Source organism: Pseudomonas sp. JV245A, assembly GCF_032424515.1.
In the GTDB taxonomy this organism is placed as follows: domain Bacteria; phylum Pseudomonadota; class Gammaproteobacteria; order Pseudomonadales; family Pseudomonadaceae; genus Aquipseudomonas; species Aquipseudomonas protegens.
The window spans coordinates 1-17,203 of sequence record NZ_VYKE01000053.1; the positions used below are offsets into that span (position 1 = coordinate 1).

A 17,203-nucleotide genomic window follows, 5' to 3' on the forward strand; every position below is an offset into this window, starting at 1 on the left:
CGCGCTAACCGTAGAAGCTGGCTTGCCAGCGAAGAGGTCCTCAAGCCAGGAATCAGGCCGAGCGAGCCATGATCAGGCCGCTGTCGCTGGCCGCTTCCAGGCGAATGGCGATGAACTTGGAAGTCGGGGTGTGGCTACCGTCGCCGGTGCTTTCCAGCGGTACCAGGGGGTTCACTTCCGGGTAGTAGGCCGCGGCCTGGCCGGCCGGAATGTCGAAGGCCAGCAGGGTGAAGCCCTTGACCCGGCGCTCGCGGCCGTCGTCCCAGAGCGAGACGATATCGGCCTTTTGCCCCGGCTTGAAGCCCAGGCGGATGATGTCCGCCTCGTTGGCGAACAACACGTCGCGCTGGCCCTTGACCCCGCGGTAGCGGTCGTCCAGCCCATAGATGGTGGTGTTGTACTGGTCGTGGGAACGCATCGATTGCAGGATCAGGTCCGGCAGTTGGCCGGTGGCCCGGGTGCGCTCGTGGATCAGGTCCTTGGGCAACGAGTTGGCGCGGAAGTTGGCGCGCCCCGACGGGGTGTTCCACTGGCGGGCGCCGGCACTGTTGCCCAGGTAGAAACCGCCAGGATGCTTGAGCCGTTCGTTGAAGTCCTTGAAGCCGGGAATGGTGTCGGCGATCAGGTCGCGGATGCGTCCGTAGTCGGCCGCCAGCCAGTTCCAGTCCACCGGCCGGCTGCCCAGGGTTGCAGCGGCGATACCGGCGAGGATCCAGGGCTCGGAGCGCATCTGCGACGACAGCGGCTGCAACTGGCCGTTGGAGGCGTGGACCATGCTGAAGGAGTCTTCCACGGTCACCGCTTGCGGGCCGCCCGCCTGCTGGTCGATATCGGTACGCCCCAGGCACGGCAGGATCAGTGCGTCCTTGCCGTGGGCCAAGTGGCTGCGGTTGAGCTTGGTGCTGATCTGCACGGTGAGGTCGCAGTTGCTCAGGGCCTGGAAGGTGCGCGGGCTGTCCGGTGTAGCCTGGGCGAAGTTGCCCCCCAGGCCGATGAATACCTTGGAGCGGCCTTCGAGCATGGCGTGGATCGCCTCGACCACGTTGTGGCCGTTGTCCCGGGGGACCTTGAACTGGAAGCGCCGCTCCAGGGAGTCGAGGAAGGCCACTGGCGGGCGTTCGTTGATGCCCATGGTGCGGTCGCCCTGCACGTTGCTGTGGCCACGCACCGGGCACAGCCCGGCGCCGGGCTTGCCGATGTTGCCGCGCAGCAGCATCAGGTTGGCGATTTCCTGGATGGTCGGCACCGAGTGGCGGTGCTGGGTGATGCCCATGGCCCAGCACATGATGACGTTCTTGCCCTTGGCATACATGCGCGCCGCTTGCTCGATCTCCACCAGGGCCAGGCCGGACTGCTCGACGATCTGCTCCCACGGGGTGTCGTCGATGGTGCCCAGGTAGTCGAGCACGTTGGCGGTGTGGGCATTGAGGAAGTCGTGGTCGAACACCGACGCCGCGCCGGCTTTCTGCGCATCGCGCTCCCACTGCAGGAGGAACTTGGCCATGCCCCGCAGCAGCGCCATGTCGCCGCCCAGGGCCGGGCGGAAGTAGGCGGTATTGGTCGGGCGGTTGCCGTTGGTGAGCATCTCGATCGGGCTTTGCGGGTGCTGGAAACGTTCCAGGCCGCGCTCCTTGAGCGGGTTGATGCACACCACCTGGGCGCCACGCTTCACTGCTTCACGCAGCGGTTCGAGCATGCGTGGGTGGTTGGTGCCGGGGTTCTGGCCCCAGACGAAGATGGCGTCCGCGTGTTCGAAGTCGTCGAAGGTCACCGTGCCTTTGCCGACCCCGACGCTCTGCGCCAGGGCCACGCCGCTGGCCTCGTGGCACATGTTCGAGCAGTCGGGGAAGTTGTTGGTGCCATAGGCGCGCACGAACAGCTGGTACAGGTAGGCCGCTTCGTTGCTGGCCCGGCCCGAGGTGTAGAACTCGGCCATGTCCGGGCTGGGCAGGTTGTGCAGGTGCCTGGCGATCAGGCTGAAGGCATTTTCCCAACTGATGGGCTGGTAGCGGTCGGTCTCGGCGTTGTAGCTCATCGGCTCGGTCAGCCGGCCCTGGTACTCCAGCCAGTAGTCGCTCTGCTCCAGCAGCGAAGTGACGCTGTGCTTGGCGAAGAACGCCGCGTCCACCCGGCGCTTGGTGGCTTCCCAGTTGACCGCCTTGGCGCCGTTCTCGCAGAACTTGACCATGCCGCTTTCCGGCGAGTCGCCCCAGGCGCAGCCCGGGCAGTCGAAGCCGCCGTTCTGGTTGGTCTTGAGCATCATGCGGATGTTCTTCAGCGCGTTGTCGCTGGTCAGCCAGGCCTGGGCCACGCTGATCAGGGCGCCCCAGCCGCCGGCGGGTCCCTTGTAGGGCTTGTAGCGGGCTACGGGTTTCTGATCGGCTTGGTTATGTGTACTCACGGGCGACTCTCCATCGCAGGCTGCTGACCCGCAGCGCACGCTCGGCGGCAGGTGGACAAGGTTGAGACGCTGCTCGCGCGACCAGCGTCTGGCCGGGCAAATGCCTTCGCGTACTAGCGTTCGAGGGATGCTGTGGGGCTGGCTGGCAGCGAGTGCGGGTGCCCGTTTCGCCAGGGCTGGCGCCGCGCCGGGGTGACCAGCGGCGTAACGGCTCCCAAGACTAAGCGCGGCAATCTGTCGCGTCTAATTGCTAGTACTGATCTATTGATAGATGGCGTCGATCAAGAATCGCCGAAGGATTGCTGGTAGAGGGCGAAGCAGGCTTGCGCCAGGGCCGAGCGCGGCGCGCTGCGGCGCATGATCAGGCCCAGGCGGGCCAGGGTCTGGGCATCGGCAATGGGTTGCAGGCGCAGGTGCTCGGTGAGGGTTTCCAGGCCGCTGTCCAGAGGCATCACGGCGCAGCACAGGCCGCCATGGACCATCTGCACCAGCTGATGGACGGCGTCGGTCTGCAGCACCGGCTGCGGTTGCAGGCCGCGGATGTGGAAGTTGTGGTCGATGGACTGGCGAAAGTGCATGCCGCTGGTGAGCAGGCCCAGGGGCAGTTCGATCAGCGCCTCCCAGCTCAGGGGCTGCTCGCCGAAGCTGAAGTGCCGGTGGTCGTAGAGCAGGCCCATGTGGGTCGGTTCCAGGGGCAGGGAGTCGAAATTCTCGCTGTCCAGGCGCTCCAGGTAGGAAACCCCGAGGTCCAGGCGATTGCTGGCCAACTGTTCGAGGATCTGTTCCGAGCTCAGGGACGAGAGTTCGAAGCGCAGGTTCGGGTGCTCGGCATGCAGGCGCTGCAGCAGTGGCTGGGGATTGAAACTCGACAGCGGCACTACCCCTACGCGCAGGGTGCCCACCAGGTTGCCGCGGCAGGCGGCGGCCTCGGCCAATAGCCCGTCATGGGCGGTGAGCACGGTGCGGGCCCACGCCAGCACCCGCTCGCCGGGTGCGGTGAAGCCTTCGAAACGCTGGCCGCGCTTGACCAGCGGCAAGTCGAGCTCTTCTTCCAGGCTGCGCAGGCGCATGGACAGGGTCGGCTGGGTGATGTGGCAGCGCGCGGCGGCTTGGCCGAAATGCCGGGTTTCGTCGAGGGCGATGAGGAATTTCAGCTGCTTGAGGTCCATCTTCGCTCCGGAGCGGCAAAATGCCGGGATTCTACCGCGGGCCTGTGACCTTGGGTCACTGGTCGCCCGGGAACCTCATCCGGCCAGGCTGGTCTAGTCTTTCGCGTCTGGATCTATCAACCAAGGAGTGTGCGACATGAGCATTTTCAGCTTTGTGAAGGAAGCCGGTGAGAAACTGATCGACCTGTTGACCCCGGGTAACGCCAATGCCAGTGAGCAACTCAAGGAGCACATCGAAAAGGTTGGCCTGGGCAATCCCAATGTTCATGCCACGGTGGAAGGTGACAAGGTGATTGTCAGCGGTGAAGTGGCGAGCCAGGAAGAGAAGGAGAAGATCCTGCTGGCCCTGGGCAACATTTCTGGCGTCGGCAGTGTCGAGGACCAGATCACCGTGACCGGTCCGGCGGTGGTTTCTGCGGTATTCGTCACCGTGAAGAAAGGCGACACCCTGAGCGCCATCGCCAAGGTGCAGTACGGCGATGCCAACAAGTACAACAAGATCTTCGAGGCCAACAAGCCGCTGCTGTCCCACCCGGACAAGATCTACCCGGGCCAGGTGCTGCGTATTCCCGAATGATCGGTTCTCTTCGCCGGCAAGTCCGCTCCCACGGGGTTCTGTAGGAGCGAGCTTGCCCGCGAAGGGCTTCACAAGCCTTCGATCAACGCCCGGTAATCCCCCACCGCCGCGAACTCCGCGGTGTCTTTCGGCCCTCTGCGGCTGTCCGGCTGGCTCACCGCCAGCAACTGCGCCACACCAAAGTCCCGCGCACTGCGCAGGATGGGCAGGGTGTCGTCGATGAACAGGCTGCGGGCCGGGTCGAATCGGATATCGGCCTGCAAGGCGTCCCAGAACTGTGGGCTTTCCTTGGGGAAACCGTAGTCGTGTGAACTGATCAGGCGTTCGAAGTATGGCGCCAGTTCGATCCGTTCCAGCTTCAATGACAGGGAGTCGCGATGGGCGTTGGTGATCAGGATCACCCGCTTGCCGGCTTGCTTGATGGCTGCAAGAAAGGTGTCTGCGTCCGGACGCAGGGCGATCAGGTGCGCGGTTTCCAGCTTCAACTCGCGCACCGGCAGTTGCAGTTCGGCGCTCCAGAAGTCCAGGCAATACCACTGCAACTGGCCGGCGTTGCGTTCGAACAGGGGCTCCAGCTCCAGCTCGGCCATGGCCCGGCTGACCCCGTGCAGCTCGGCGTAGCGCTGGGGCAGGTGTTCCATCCAGAAATGGTTGTCGTAGTGCAGGTCCAGCAAGGTGCCGTCCATGTCCAGCAGGACGGTATCGATCTGGTGCCAGGGCAGTAGGGCCATCGAACACTTCTCCAGTGGTAAGAAAACAGCCGACCGGCGGGGTCGACAAGGCCAGTGGGGCAGGGAGGCCCGGTCACTAGAACGGATAGAAAGGAGCCGCCTCGAAGAGGACGGTCACACGCAGTAAACAATAGGTTCCGCCGTGGTGCCGTGCACCGGCAATCTGCAACCCAGTCACTTTAAAACAGGCTGTATAGTAACCCGCTATCGCCAAGGAGCCCGCTATGCGCCAGAAACCCACCGTACTCGCCCGCGAGATCGTCGCCACCAGTCGTCTGTTCTGTGTCGAAGAGGTGCAGTTGCGGTTTTCCAATGGCGTCGAACGTACCTATGAGCGCCTGGTGGGCAAGGGCGCAGGCTATGGCGCGGTGATGATCGTGGCAATGCTCGACGCCGAGCATGCAGTGTTGGTGGAGGAATACTGCGGCGGCACCGACGCCTACGAGCTGTCATTGCCCAAGGGCCTGATCGAGCCGGGGGAGGATGTGCTGGCAGCGGCCGAGCGCGAGCTCAAGGAAGAGGCCGGGTTTGGCGCGCGGCAACTGGAGCACCTGACCGAGCTGTCGCTGTCCCCGGGCTACATGAGCCAGAAGATCCAGGTAGTGCTGGCCACCGATCTGTATGAAGAGCGCCTGGAAGGCGACGAGCCGGAGCCGATGCGGGTCGACAAGGTCAACCTGCGCGAACTGGCGAGCCTGGCGCAGAACCCTCAGTTCAGCGAAGGCCGGGCCCTGGCTGCGCTGTACCTGACCCGCGACCTGCTGAGCCAGCGCGGGGTCTTTCAAGCATGAGCGAGACGTCAATGAATTTTCCCCACCCCTTGCTGGCGCCGGTTGCCGAGCTGGCCCTGCGTGCCGGTGAAGCGATCCTGCCGTTCTGGCGCGCCGATGTGGCGGTCAATCACAAGGCCGACGAGTCGCCGGTGACCGCCGCCGACCTGGCCGCCCATCACCTGATCGTGGCCGGCCTCACGGCCCTGGACCCGAGCATCCCGGTGCTGTCCGAAGAGGATGCGGACATTCCCCAGGCCACCCGCGCCAGTTGGCAGCGCTGGTGGCTGGTGGACCCGCTGGACGGCACCAAGGAATTCATTTCCGGCAGTGAAGAATTCACCGTCAATATCGCCCTGATCGAGCAGGGGCGGGTGGTGTTCGGCGTGGTGTCGATGCCCACCAGTGGCCGCTGCTACCTGGGCGGCGCAGACCTTGGGGCCTGGCGCGTGGATCGCGGGCAGGCACCGCAGGCGATCCAGGTGCGTGAGCAACCGGGGGCCGGCGAGGCGTTTACCGTGGTGGCCAGCCGCCGGCATTCGAGCCCGGAGCAGGAGCGTCTGCTCAGTGGTTTGAGCGCCGCCCTGGGTGAATTGCAACTGGCCAATATCGGCAGTTCGCTGAAGTTCTGCCTGCTGGCCGAAGGCGCGGCAGACTGCTATCCGCGCCTGGCGCCCACCTCGCAGTGGGACACCGCGGCGGCCCAGGGCGTGCTCGAAGGCGCGGGCGGCGAGGTGCTGGATCTCAGCGGTGCGCCGTTCTGCTATCCACCTCGGGAGTCGTTGCTCAACGGCTTCTTCCTGGCCCTGCCGGCCAAGGCGCCCTGGCGCGCCAAGTTGCTGGAACTGGCCCGCTCCTGATCACCTCGCGGCGACTTGCCTCTGCCACTCTTGTGCAGGAGCCGGCTTGCCGGCGACGGGGCCCTTGGGCCCTGTGCAAGCATTTCCGGCCTCTTCGCTGGCAAGCCAGCTCCTACAGATTTGAGCCGGGTCGCAAACGGATTAGCGGTGCAGGACGTACTGGCCGGTAAAACGCACGGCGTCTTCTGCGCTGCCGGCATTGACGACCCGGGTGTGCAAGGTCAGCCGGGCACGGCCGTAGCGCTGATACATGGCGAGGAATTTGTTCCAGACCTTGTCATCCGGTGCGGCGCAGATCGCCACGGCGTCGCCGGTCACCGGCAGCGGGTAACTGATCTGGCCTTCCTGGATGACGATATGCCCGTCATCGATGCCCTGTTCCTTGAGCCGCAGGTGCAGCCAGCCCCAGCCGGCGAGCACCGCACCGCAGTACAGGCTGCCGCCGAACATGGTGCTCTTGTGGTTGACGTTGGCCTCCAGGGGCAAGTGCAGGCGCAACTCTTGCCCCTGCCAGTCGAGCACCTGCAGACCCATGTCCCGTGTCAGGGGGATGTCGTGGTGGAGGATGGATTCCAGGTATCGACTGTCGCGATTCATGCCGGGGCCTCAGGGGTAAAGGGAATAGCGGAACGCTTCATTCTGATTCGTCGCCGGGCTGATTGGCGCCGCCGTCGGCGAAGTTCAAACCGTGCTTGCGCAGCTTGTCGTGCAGGGTCTTGCGTGGAATCCCCAGGGCTTCGGCGAGGCTGCGCATGGAGCTGTGGGGCTGGGCCATTTCAGCGGCGATCAGGGTCTTTTCGAAGTGCTCCACCTGCTCGCTCAAGCCTCCTTCGATCAGGCTCGGGGCCGCAGCCGCAAGAGTACCCGGCTCGTTGTTGTCCAGGGCCAGTTCCAGGCCCAGGGCGAAGCGTTCGGCGGCGTTCTGCAGCTCGCGCACGTTGCCCGGCCAGCTGTGGCGCAGTAGCAAGGCACGGTGTCCGGGTTGCAGTTCCTGGGGGGGCAGGCCGTGGCGGGTGCTGGCTTCGTCGGCGAAGTGCTGGAACAGCATCAGCACGTCTTCGCCACGCTCGCGTAGCGGCGGAATGCGCAGCGGCGCGACGTTCAGGCGGTAGTAGAGGTCGGCGCGAAAGCGTCCCTGGTCCGCGGCCTGGCGCAGGTCTTCCTTGGTGGCGGCGATGATGCGGATATCCAGCGGGATCAATTGATTGCCCCCCAGGCGTTCCACCACCCGCTCCTGCAGCAGGCGCAGCAGCTTGACCTGGACATCCAGGCTCATGCTTTCGATCTCATCGAGGAACAGGGTGCCGCCGTTGGCAAATTCGAACTTGCCGATGCGGCGTTTCTGCGCGCCGGTGAAGGCCCCCGGCTCGTGGCCGAACAGCTCGCTTTCCACCACCGATTCCGCCAGGGCCCCGGCGTTGATCGCCACGAACGGCCCGTTGCGCCGTCCGGAGAGATCGTGCAGGGCACGGGCCACCACTTCCTTGCCGGCGCCGGTCTCGCCGAGGATCAGCACATCGGCCCGGGTCGCCGCCAGGGCGCCGATCTGCTGGCGCAGGCGCAGCATCGGCGCTGACTGGCCTACCAGCCGTGCACTGAGTTCCTGACGGTCGCTGAGGGCCAGGCGCAGGCTGCGGTTGTCCAGCACCAGGCGCCGCCAGCCCAGGGCGCGGCGCACGCTGTCCAGCAGGGCATCGCTGGCGAAGGGCTTTTCCAGAAAGTCATAGGCGCCGGCACGCATGGCCTGCACGGCCAGGGGCACGTCGCCGTGGCCGGTGATCAGCAGCACCGGCAGTTCCGGGTCCTGGGCATGCAGCTGGTTGAGCAGCTCCAGGCCGTCCATGCCGGGCATGCGGATGTCGCTGACCACCACCCCCGGCCAATCCCGCTCCAGGCGCGGCGCCAGGCCCTGGGCTTCGGCCAGGGACAGCACCTTGAGCCCCGCCAGGTCCAGGGTCTGGCTCAGGGCCTGGCGCAGGTGGGGATCGTCGTCGATCAGCACCACTTGCAACTGAGGATCGAGGCTCTCGGGATGGCTCATCGCTCACTTTCCAGATCGTGTCGGGGCCGGGAGCGCCGGGCCGGACAGGGTTGATATCGGGTTGCCGCTCTGCTTCATACCCCGCGGTCCTCGGAAGGCTGCAGGCTGACTCCGGGGGCCCCGGCCCGCAGGCGCAGGGTGATCAGGGCCCCGCCTTCGCGGTGGTTGGCGAATGACAGTTCACCACCGAAGGCACGCATCAGGGTGTCGCAGATGGCCAGCCCCAGGCCCAGGCCCTGAGTACGGGTCTTGGTGGTGTAGAACGGCTCTCCGGCGCGACCCAGCGCTTCCATGCAGAAGCCCGGACCGTTGTCGCGAATGTACAGGTTGACGCCGGTGGCGGTGGATTCGGCACTCAGCCAGAGTTTGCGCGGGGGGCCTTTTTCGGTCAGGGCATCCAGGGCGTTGGCCAGCAGATTGCCAAGCACCTGGCGCAGGCGGGTTTCCCCGGCTTCGACCCACAGGGTGGCAGCCGGCAGGTCGCGGATCAGTTCCACTTCCATGGCCCGGCGGCGCTTGGCCAGTAGCGCCAGGGCGTCGTCCAGGGCCGGTTGCAGGGCCACGCTTTCCGGGGCGTGGTGATCGCGCCGGGCGAAGGCCCGCAGGTGGGCGATGATCGAGGCCATGCGCCCGGTCAGTTCGCTGATCAGTTTGAGGTTGCCTCGGGCGTCGTCGGTACGCTGGTGGTCCAGCAGCACTTCGGCGTTCTCGGCATAGCTGCGGATCGCCGCCAGGGGCTGGTTGAGCTCGTGGCTGATGCTGGCCGACATGGTGCCCAGAGCCGAGAGCTTGCCGGCCTGGACCAGGTTGTCCTGGGCCCGCACCAGTTCCTGCTGGGCGGTTTCGCGCTCCAGCACTTCCTGCTTCAGGCGCCGGTTGAGGCTTTCCAGGTCGCTGGTGCGCTCGGCCACACGCATCTCCAGCTCGCGCCGCGCCTTGGCTTCGAAGGCGATCCGCTCCAGGTAGTGGCGGCGGCGCTGCATCATCAGGCCGAGCAACAGCATTAGTACCAGCAGCGCGGCGGCGCCCACGGCCACTACCGTGCGCACCGGCCGGTCGATCAGAGTGCGCGGTGCGAGGATGCTCACGGCCCAGCGGGTTTCGTCGATCTGCTGGGTCTGGGTCAGCCAGGCATTGGGGTTGAGGTTCAGCGGCCTTGGGTCGCGAGTCGGATAGGGCTGGATGGCGACGATCGCCTGGCGTTCCTCGTCGCTCAGCGGCCGGGTCGCGCGAAAGCGCCATTCCGGGCGCGAGGTGAGGATCACCACGCCATTGTGGTCGGTCATCAGCAACTGTTCCGGGGTCTTTCCCCACAGGCTTTCGGTGTGGTCCAGGTCGACCTTGACCACCAGCACGCCAAGGATCCGCTCGCCATCGCGCACCGCGGCAGCAAAGAAGTAGCCGCGCTTGGCCGAGGTGGTGCCCAGGCCGAAGAAGCGCCCCAGGCGCCCGGCCATGGCCTCGCTGAAATAGGGGCGGAAGGCGAAATTGCGACCGACGAAGCTGTCGTGCTTGTCCCAGTTGGAGGCCGCCAGGGTCTTGCCGCTGGTGTCCATCAGGTACATCACTTCGGCGCCGGTCTGGGCACTGATGTTCTTCAGCAGGCGGTTGGCGTTGCCCTGGGTCACGCCATCGTCCGGGGCGCCGAGTACCGCGCGCAGTGCCGGCAGGTCGCCGAGGATCTGCGGCAGCACTTCGTAGCGGTGCAGGGTGCCCAGCAGGTTGGCCACGTACAGGTCGAGGGTCTGGCGGTTCTGGCTGGTCAGCTCGTTGCGGTAGTAGCGCTCCGCCAGATGCTCCAGCGGCCACAGCAACGGCGCCAGGCACAGTGCCAGCAAGGCAAGGCTGCGCCAGCGAGGGCGACGGGGAAGGGGTGGGGTCATGGAAAAGGCGCCTGTGGATACAGGCGCATTATGCCTAGCCCTGCTCGGCAAGACACTCGCGCAATGCGGTGTGCCAGTCCGGCTGGACCACGCCCCACTCCCGTGCCAGGCGGCTGCAGTCCAGACGCGAGTTCAACGGCCGCGGCGCCGGTGTCGGGTAAGCGCTGGAAGGGATGGCTTCAAGGACGGCGCAGGGTTTGTCCATGGCCAGCAACTGCTCACCGATGGCCTGGGCAAAGCCGAACCAGGAAGTCTCGCCGTGGGCGGTGAGGTGGTAGGTGCCCCAGGCGCCGGCCTGCCCGGCTCGCCAGCGCTCGATCAGCGCCCGGGTGCTGGTGGCGATGGTGCCGGCCCAGGTGGGTGCGCCGATCTGGTCGGCCACCACCCGCAGCTCGGGTTTTTCCTGCAGCAGGCGCTGCATGGTCAGCAGGAAGTTCTTGCCATGGCTGGAATAGACCCAGCTGGTGCGCAGGATCAAATGCTGGCCCTGGACCAGCCGGATCGCCCGTTCGCCGGCCAGCTTGCTCTCGCCGTAGATACTCAGCGGGTTGGGCTCGTCGTTCTCCACATAGGGCGTTTCCTTGCTGCCATCGAACACGTAGTCGGTGGAGTAGTGAATCAGCGGCACACCCAGCTCGAAGGCTTCCTGGGCGAAGATCCCGGGGGCCGTGGCGTTGATCGCAAAAGCCAGGTCCGGCTCGCTCTGGGCCTGGTCGACGGCGGTGTGGGCGGCGGCATTGATGATCAGGTCCGGGCGAATGGCGCGCACTTGCTGGCGGATCTGTTCCGGGTGGCTCAGGTCCAGTTGCTCACGACCCAGGACCACCAGCTCGCCCAGGTCGCCGAGGCGCTGCTGCAGCTCCCGGGAGACCTGGCCGTGCTGGCCGCTGATAAGGATTTTCAGAGGAGCGTTCATGGGAACAGATCGGCCTCGGTCAGAAGGGCGCCGGCCTGATCCTTGGCGGACAGTTGCGGGGGCTCGTCGAGCTCCCAGTCGATGGCCAGGGTCGGGTCGTCCCAGCGGATGCAGCGCTCGGCGGACGGGGTGTAGTAGTCCGTGGTCTTGTAGAGGAACTCGGCGAAATCACTGAGCACCACGAAACCATGGGCAAACCCTTCGGGCACCCAGAGCTGGCGATGATTCTGTGCGCAAAGGCGTACCGCTACCCATTGGCCGAAGTGGGGGGAGCTGCGGCGGATATCCACCGCAATGTCGAGCACCTCGCCCTGGGTCACTCGCACCAGCTTCCCCTGGGTGTTCTGCAACTGATAGTGCAGGCCACGCAGCACGCCTTTCTGCGAGCGGGAATGGTTGTCCTGGACGAATTGCGCGTCGATGCCGGTGGCCTCGGCAAAGGCCTTGGCATTGAAGCTTTCGTAGAAGAAGCCACGTTCGTCGCCAAAGACCTTGGGCTCGATGATCAGTACGCCGGGCAGGTCGGTGGGGATGACCTTCATTGCGCTTCCCCCGCCAGAGTGAACAGGTACTGGCCATAGCCGGTCTTGCCGAAATAAGCGGCGCGCTCCAGCAGGTGCTCGCGGCTGATCCAGCGGTTCTCATAGGCGATCTCTTCCAGGCAGGCGACTTTGAGGCCCTGGCGATGCTCGATGGTCTGCACGTACTGCGAGGCCTCCAGCAGGCTGTCGTGGGTGCCGGTGTCGAGCCAGGCAAAGCCCCGGCCAAAACGCTCCACGTGCAGGTCGCCACGCTTGAGGTAGGCGTTGTTGACGTCGGTGATCTCCAGTTCGCCCCGGGGCGAAGGCTTGACCGCCTTGGCGATCTGCACCACGTCGTTGTCGTAGAAGTACAGGCCGGTGACCGCGTAGCTGGACTTCGGCTTCTTGGGCTTTTCTTCGATGGACAGGGCACGGCCCTCGCTGTCGAAGTCGATGACCCCGAAACGCTCCGGGTCCTTGACCCAGTAGCCGAACACCGTGGCGCCGCTGGTGCGCTTGGCGGCGTCGCGCAGCTGTTCGCCGAAGTACTGGCCGTGGAAGATGTTGTCGCCCAGGATCAGGCACACCGGGTCATTGCCGATGAACTCCTCGCCAATCAGGAAGGCCTGGGCCAGGCCATCCGGCGAAGGCTGCTCGGCATAGCAAAAACGCACGCCGAACTGGCTGCCGTCACCCAGCAGGTTGCGGTATTGCGGCAGGTCCTGGGGGGTGGAGATGATCAGGATGTCCTGGATGCCGGCCAGCATCAGTACCGAGATCGGGTAGTAGATCATCGGCTTGTCGTAGATTGGCAGCAGCTGCTTGGACACACCGAGGGTGATGGGGTGCAGACGGGTGCCGGAGCCGCCCGCCAGAACAATGCCTTTGATCATGCAATCAGATCCTTGATGTCGGTGGAACCCAGGCGTTCGCCCTGGTAGCTGCCGTCTTGTACCCGGCGGCACCACTCGAGGTTTTCCAGGTACCACTGCACAGTCTTGCGCAGGCCACTGGTGAAGGTTTCTTCCGGAACCCAGCCCAGCTCGCGCTCGATCTTGCCGGCGTCGATGGCGTAGCGCAGGTCGTGGCCGGGGCGGTCCTGGACGAAGGTGATGAGGTCGGCGTAGTGAGCCACACCCTGGGGTTTCTGCGGGGCCAGCTCTTCCAGCAGGCTGCAGATGCCGCGTACCACGTCGATGTTTTTCTGTTCGTTGTGGCCGCCGATGTTGTAGGTCTCGCCGACCGCGCCTTCGGTCATCACCTTGAACAGGGCCCGGGCGTGATCCTCGACATACAGCCAGTCGCGCACCTGCAGGCCGTTGCCGTACACCGGCAGCGGCTTGCCTGCCAGGGCGTTGAGGATCACCAGCGGAATCAGCTTTTCGGGGAAGTGGAACGGGCCGTAGTTGTTGGAGCAGTTGGTGATCAGCACCGGCAGCCCATAGGTACGCTGCCAGGCGCGGACCAGGTGGTCGGATGCGGCCTTGCTGGCGGAGTAGGGCGAGCTGGGGGCGTAGGGCGTGGTTTCGGTGAACAGGTCATCGACGCCATGCAGGTCGCCATAGACTTCATCGGTGGAAATATGGTGGAAACGGAAAGCGGCTTTTTCCGCCTCGGGCAATGTGTGCCAGTAGGCGCGGGTCGCTTCCAGCAGGCTGTAGGTGCCGACGATATTGGTCTGGATGAAGTCGGACGGCCCGTCGATGGAGCGGTCGACATGGGACTCGGCAGCCAGGTGCATGATCGCGTGGGGCTGGAAGCGCGCCAGCACGGCGCTGACGGTGGCCTGGTCGACGATATCGGCCTTGACGAACTCATAGCGGCTGTTGCTGGCGATGCTGTGCAGCGATTCCAGGTTGCCTGCGTAGGTCAGTTTGTCCAGGTTCAGCACTTCGTGTTCCGTGTGCTGAAGCAGATGGCGGACCAGGGCCGAGCCGATAAAACCGGCTCCGCCGGTAACGAGAATGCGCATGTTGGGGGGCCTGTATCCTTAGAAAACGATCAATAACCTGAGCGAATGCAGCATAGCTTGTCGGTACAGCCCCCGAGGCGCAATAGGCACCACCAGTCGAATTTGTCCCAGCTGGCGCCCCCAGCCCCCGCGACGGACGTGGCTTTGCACCCTCGCGATGGCCCGAGGGGTTGCGTATCGCTCTAGGCAGTGGCGATATAAGCGCCCTATAACAATTCCAGGGGTCGTTGTATGTTGCTCGCCACCTTGATCCACCGTGCCAGTCTGCCCAGCCCGCAAGTCTTAGCGCAGCAAGCGCTGGAGTTGCTGGAAAGCCACTACGGCCTGCACGGCACCCTGCACTCGCTGGGCAGCCAGCAAGACCTCAACTACCGCGTCGACAGCCCCCAGGGGCGGTTTGTCCTGAAGATCTGCCGCGGCGACTACTCGGCCCTGGAGTTGCAGGCGCAGCACGCCGGCCTCAAGCATCTGCAACAGCACCCGGAGCTGCGAGTGCCCAGGGTCATCCCGGCGACAAACGGCGCGGACCTGCTGTCCCTGGAGATCGCCGGGCAAGCGCTGCACGTGCGCCTGCTGGACTATATAGAAGGCCGCTCCCTGACCCAGCTGCCGCACCTGGGCGGCGAGCTGGTGGCGGGCCTGGGCCGGCTGTGCGGGCAGATGGACCTGGCCCTGGCGGATTTCGAGCATCCGGGCCTGGAGCGCACCCTGCAATGGGACGCCCGGCATGCCCAGGCATTGATCGGGCATCTGCTGCCGGTCATTGCCGACCCGCAGCAACGAGCGGTGATCGCCAGCGCCGCGCAACGCGCCGAGCGCCGCCTGCATCCGCTGCTGGAGCAACTGCCGGTGCAGGCCATCCATATGGACATCACCGATGACAACGTGGTCTGGCAGCGGGATGAAGCACGGCATTGGCAGGTGCAGGGGGTGATCGATTTCGGCGACCTGATCCGCACCTGGCGCATCACCGACTTGTCGGTGACCTGCGCGGCGCTGCTGCATCACGCCGAGGGCGACCCGCTGCGCATCCTCCCGGCGATCCAGGCCTACCATCAGGTCAACCCGTTGCAACGGGCGGAGCTGCTGGCGCTCTGGCCTCTGATCGTGGCCCGGGCGGCGGTGCTGGTGCTCAGTGGCGAGCAGCAGGTCAGCATCGACCCGGGCAATGCCTACAGCCGTGCCAACCTGAGCCACGAGTGGGAGATTTTCCAGGTCGCCAACTCGGTGTCGTTCGAGTTCATGGAGGCGGCGATTCTCACCGCTGTCGGGCACGCACTGCCTGCCATCGGCGGTGAGGGGTTCGCCCCGCTGTTGCCGAGCCTGGTGGGGCGCGAATTCGCCCTGATCGACCTGGGCGTGCTCAGCCCGCACTTCGAGGCGGGCAATTGGGAGCAGCCGGGGATCGACGATCGCCTGTTGGCCGAAGCTGGCGCCGCCCATGGCCTGGCCGCCAGCCGCTATGGACAGTACCGCCTGTCGCAGACCCGTCCCGATAGCGCCGAGGAACCCTCGACCTGCCCCTTGCATGTACAACTGCAAGTGCCGCCAGGCACCGCTGTGGAAGCGCCGTTCGCCGGGGTCCTGCACCGTGGCGAGCAAGGCCTGTTGCGCCTCGATGGCCCGACCCTGAGTGTGCACCTGTGGGGCGTCGAGCCTTCGTTGCAGCCGGGAGCGGCGCTGGTCAAGGGCCAGGTGCTGGGCGCCGTGGCGGCGGATGGTCGGCTCAAGGTGCAGCTGTGTCGCGCTGCCGAACTGGATCCGCCGCTGTTCTGTACACCGTCCCGAGCCCCGGCCTGGCAAGCCCTTTGCCCCTCGCCGGCGGCGCTGCTGGGGCTGGCCTGCGATGCCGAGCCGGAACTGGATCCGCAAACCCTGCTGGAGCGTCGTGACGCCAGTTTTGCCCGCTCGCAGAAGCACTATTACCTCGATCCGCCGCGGATCGAGCGCGGCTGGCGCAACCACTTGATCGACATGCAGGGGCGTTCCTACCTGGACATGCTCAACAACGTCGCGGTGCTGGGCCACGGTCACCCGCGCATGGCCGCTGAAGCGGCGCGGCAATGGTCGCTGCTCAACACCAACTCGCGTTTCCACTATGCGGCGATCGCCGAGTTCTCCGAGCGCCTGCTGGCCCTGGCACCGGATTCCATGGACCGGGTGTTCCTGGTCAACAGCGGCACCGAGGCCAATGACCTGGCGATCCGCCTGGCCTGGGCCTACAGCGGCGGGCGCGACATGCTCAGTGTGCTGGAGGCCTACCACGGCTGGTCGGTGGCGGCTGACGCAGTATCCACCTCCATCGCCGACAACCCTCAGGCCCTCACCAGCCGTCCGGAGTGGGTGCACCCGGTGACCGCGCCCAACACCTATCGCGGCGAGTTCCGCGGCCAGGACAGCACCCCGCACTACCTGCGCAGCGTCGACCAGCAACTGCACAAGCTGGATGAGCAGCAACGCCAGCTGGCCGGTTTCATCTGCGAACCCGTGTATGGCAACGCCGGAGGGATTTCGCTGCCACCGGGCTACCTGCAGCAGGTCTACGAGCGGGTGCGGGCCCGGGGCGGGGTGTGCATCGCCGACGAGATCCAGGTCGGCTACGGGCGCATGGGCCAGTTCTTCTGGGGCTTCGAGGAGCAGGGCGTGACCCCGGACATCATCACCATGGCCAAGGGCATGGGCAACGGCCAGCCCTTGGGTGCGGTGATCACCCGGCGGGAAATCGCCGAAGCGCTGGAGGCCGAAGGCTATTTCTTCTCCTCGTCCGGCGGCAGCCCGGTCAGTTGCCGCATCGGCATTGCGGTGCTGGACGTGATGCAGGAAGAGAAACTCTGGGAAAACGCCCAGGTGGTCGGTGAACACTTCCGGCAGCGGCTGGAGGCGCTCAAGGAAAACCACCCGCTGGTGGGAGCGGTGCATGGTTCCGGTTTCTACCTGGGGCTGGAACTGATCCGCGATCACGCCACCCTGGAACCGGCCACCGAGGAAACCACCCTGCTGTGCGAACGCCTGCGCGAGCTGGGGATTTTCATGCAACCTACCGGCGATCACCTGAACATCCTCAAGATCAAGCCGCCGATGGTCACGACTCGCCAGAGCGTGGATTTCTTCGTCGACATGCTGGCCAAGGTGTTGAGCGAAGAGCTGTAGGCGCAGGGCTCTGCTTTGCGTTGACCTCCATTCGCCGGCAGTCCGGCTCCTGCAACGCTTGGTAGGAGCCGGCTTGCCGGCGAATGCGTTTCTTGATAATTCGATTGTTATCGGCTTTTTGTCGGTAATTTATCGTAGCTAATGGTTTTTCAGCTTTTAAAGTCGATATTTATCGGATATAAAGTGGCCATATCCAGGCCCAGCCTCGCCGT

At 65.3% G+C, this 17,203-nt stretch carries 14 protein-coding genes; 4 read left to right on the top strand and 10 right to left on the bottom strand.

Translation table 11 applies throughout. The features are described 5' to 3' along the window. Nucleotides 1–52: 52 nt before the first annotated feature. Nucleotides 53–2,401 carry an FdhF/YdeP family oxidoreductase gene (locus F6S12_RS16250; RefSeq protein WP_072452134.1) on the bottom strand — a complete coding sequence of 783 codons (2,349 nt, stop codon included), beginning with the start codon at nucleotides 2,399–2,401 and terminating at the stop codon, nucleotides 53–55. Between the two features lie 281 nt (nucleotides 2,402–2,682). Next, on the bottom strand, nucleotides 2,683–3,570 hold the full coding sequence (locus F6S12_RS16255) for a LysR family transcriptional regulator (protein WP_011058672.1): 888 nt from the start codon (nucleotides 3,568–3,570) through the stop codon (nucleotides 2,683–2,685). Between the two features lie 136 nt (nucleotides 3,571–3,706). On the opposite strand from F6S12_RS16255, the gene lysM reads away from it, so the two are divergent. Continuing rightward, nucleotides 3,707–4,147: a peptidoglycan-binding protein LysM gene (gene lysM, locus F6S12_RS16260; RefSeq protein ID WP_011058673.1), complete on the top strand. Its 441-nt coding sequence runs from the start codon at nucleotides 3,707–3,709 to the stop codon at nucleotides 4,145–4,147. Between the two features lie 68 nt (nucleotides 4,148–4,215). Here the strand turns inward: lysM and yrfG are convergent, their stop codons facing one another. Further along, a complete protein-coding gene (gene yrfG, locus F6S12_RS16265; protein WP_011058674.1) occupies nucleotides 4,216–4,878 on the bottom strand; it encodes a GMP/IMP nucleotidase in 663 nt (220 codons plus the stop codon). 224 nt (nucleotides 4,879–5,102) lie between these two features. Here yrfG and nudE point away from each other — a divergent pair, with 224 nt between their 5' ends. Both nudE and cysQ read left to right on the top strand, forming a co-directional pair. Further along, a complete protein-coding gene (nudE, locus tag F6S12_RS16270) occupies nucleotides 5,103–5,669 on the top strand; it encodes an ADP compounds hydrolase NudE (RefSeq protein WP_011058675.1) in 567 nt (188 codons plus the stop codon). Nucleotides 5,670–5,680: 11 nt separating this feature from the next. Then, nucleotides 5,681–6,508, top strand: a complete 828-nt coding sequence (gene cysQ / locus F6S12_RS16275) for a 3'(2'),5'-bisphosphate nucleotidase CysQ (RefSeq protein WP_315869097.1) — start codon at nucleotides 5,681–5,683, stop codon at nucleotides 6,506–6,508. Between the two features lie 141 nt (nucleotides 6,509–6,649). Here the strand turns inward: cysQ and F6S12_RS16280 are convergent, their stop codons facing one another. From F6S12_RS16280 to rfbB, 7 genes are all read right to left on the bottom strand, one after another. Beyond that, nucleotides 6,650–7,105 (bottom strand): YiiD C-terminal domain-containing protein, encoded by a 456-nt coding sequence (locus F6S12_RS16280; protein WP_011058677.1) that lies wholly within the window; start codon nucleotides 7,103–7,105, stop codon nucleotides 6,650–6,652. A gap of 37 nt (nucleotides 7,106–7,142) precedes the next feature. Continuing rightward, entirely contained in the window at nucleotides 7,143–8,549 is a 1,407-nt protein-coding gene (locus F6S12_RS16285) for a sigma-54 dependent transcriptional regulator (protein WP_315869098.1), read from the bottom strand. A 74-nt stretch (nucleotides 8,550–8,623) separates the two neighbouring features. Next, entirely contained in the window at nucleotides 8,624–10,432 is a 1,809-nt protein-coding gene (locus F6S12_RS16290; protein WP_011058679.1) for an ATP-binding protein, read from the bottom strand. 34 nt (nucleotides 10,433–10,466) lie between these two features. Then, nucleotides 10,467–11,348 carry a dTDP-4-dehydrorhamnose reductase gene (gene rfbD, locus F6S12_RS16295; RefSeq protein WP_315869099.1) on the bottom strand — a complete coding sequence of 294 codons (882 nt, stop codon included), beginning with the start codon at nucleotides 11,346–11,348 and terminating at the stop codon, nucleotides 10,467–10,469. Then, nucleotides 11,345–11,890 carry a dTDP-4-dehydrorhamnose 3,5-epimerase gene (rfbC, locus tag F6S12_RS16300; protein ID WP_072443790.1) on the bottom strand — a complete coding sequence of 182 codons (546 nt, stop codon included), beginning with the start codon at nucleotides 11,888–11,890 and terminating at the stop codon, nucleotides 11,345–11,347. The genes rfbD and rfbC overlap by 4 nt, the downstream gene beginning before the upstream one ends. After that, nucleotides 11,887–12,762: a glucose-1-phosphate thymidylyltransferase RfbA gene (gene rfbA, locus F6S12_RS16305; protein ID WP_072452131.1), complete on the bottom strand. Its 876-nt coding sequence runs from the start codon at nucleotides 12,760–12,762 to the stop codon at nucleotides 11,887–11,889. The genes rfbC and rfbA overlap by 4 nt, the downstream gene beginning before the upstream one ends. Next, nucleotides 12,759–13,841, bottom strand: a complete 1,083-nt coding sequence (rfbB, locus tag F6S12_RS16310; protein ID WP_072452130.1) for a dTDP-glucose 4,6-dehydratase — start codon at nucleotides 13,839–13,841, stop codon at nucleotides 12,759–12,761. Before rfbB ends, rfbA begins: the two co-directional genes overlap by 4 nt. A gap of 231 nt (nucleotides 13,842–14,072) precedes the next feature. Between rfbB and F6S12_RS16315 the strand changes: the two genes are divergently transcribed. Beyond that, nucleotides 14,073–16,991: an aminotransferase gene (locus tag F6S12_RS16315; protein ID WP_103407108.1), complete on the top strand. Its 2,919-nt coding sequence runs from the start codon at nucleotides 14,073–14,075 to the stop codon at nucleotides 16,989–16,991. Nucleotides 16,992–17,203: the final 212 nt, after the last annotated feature.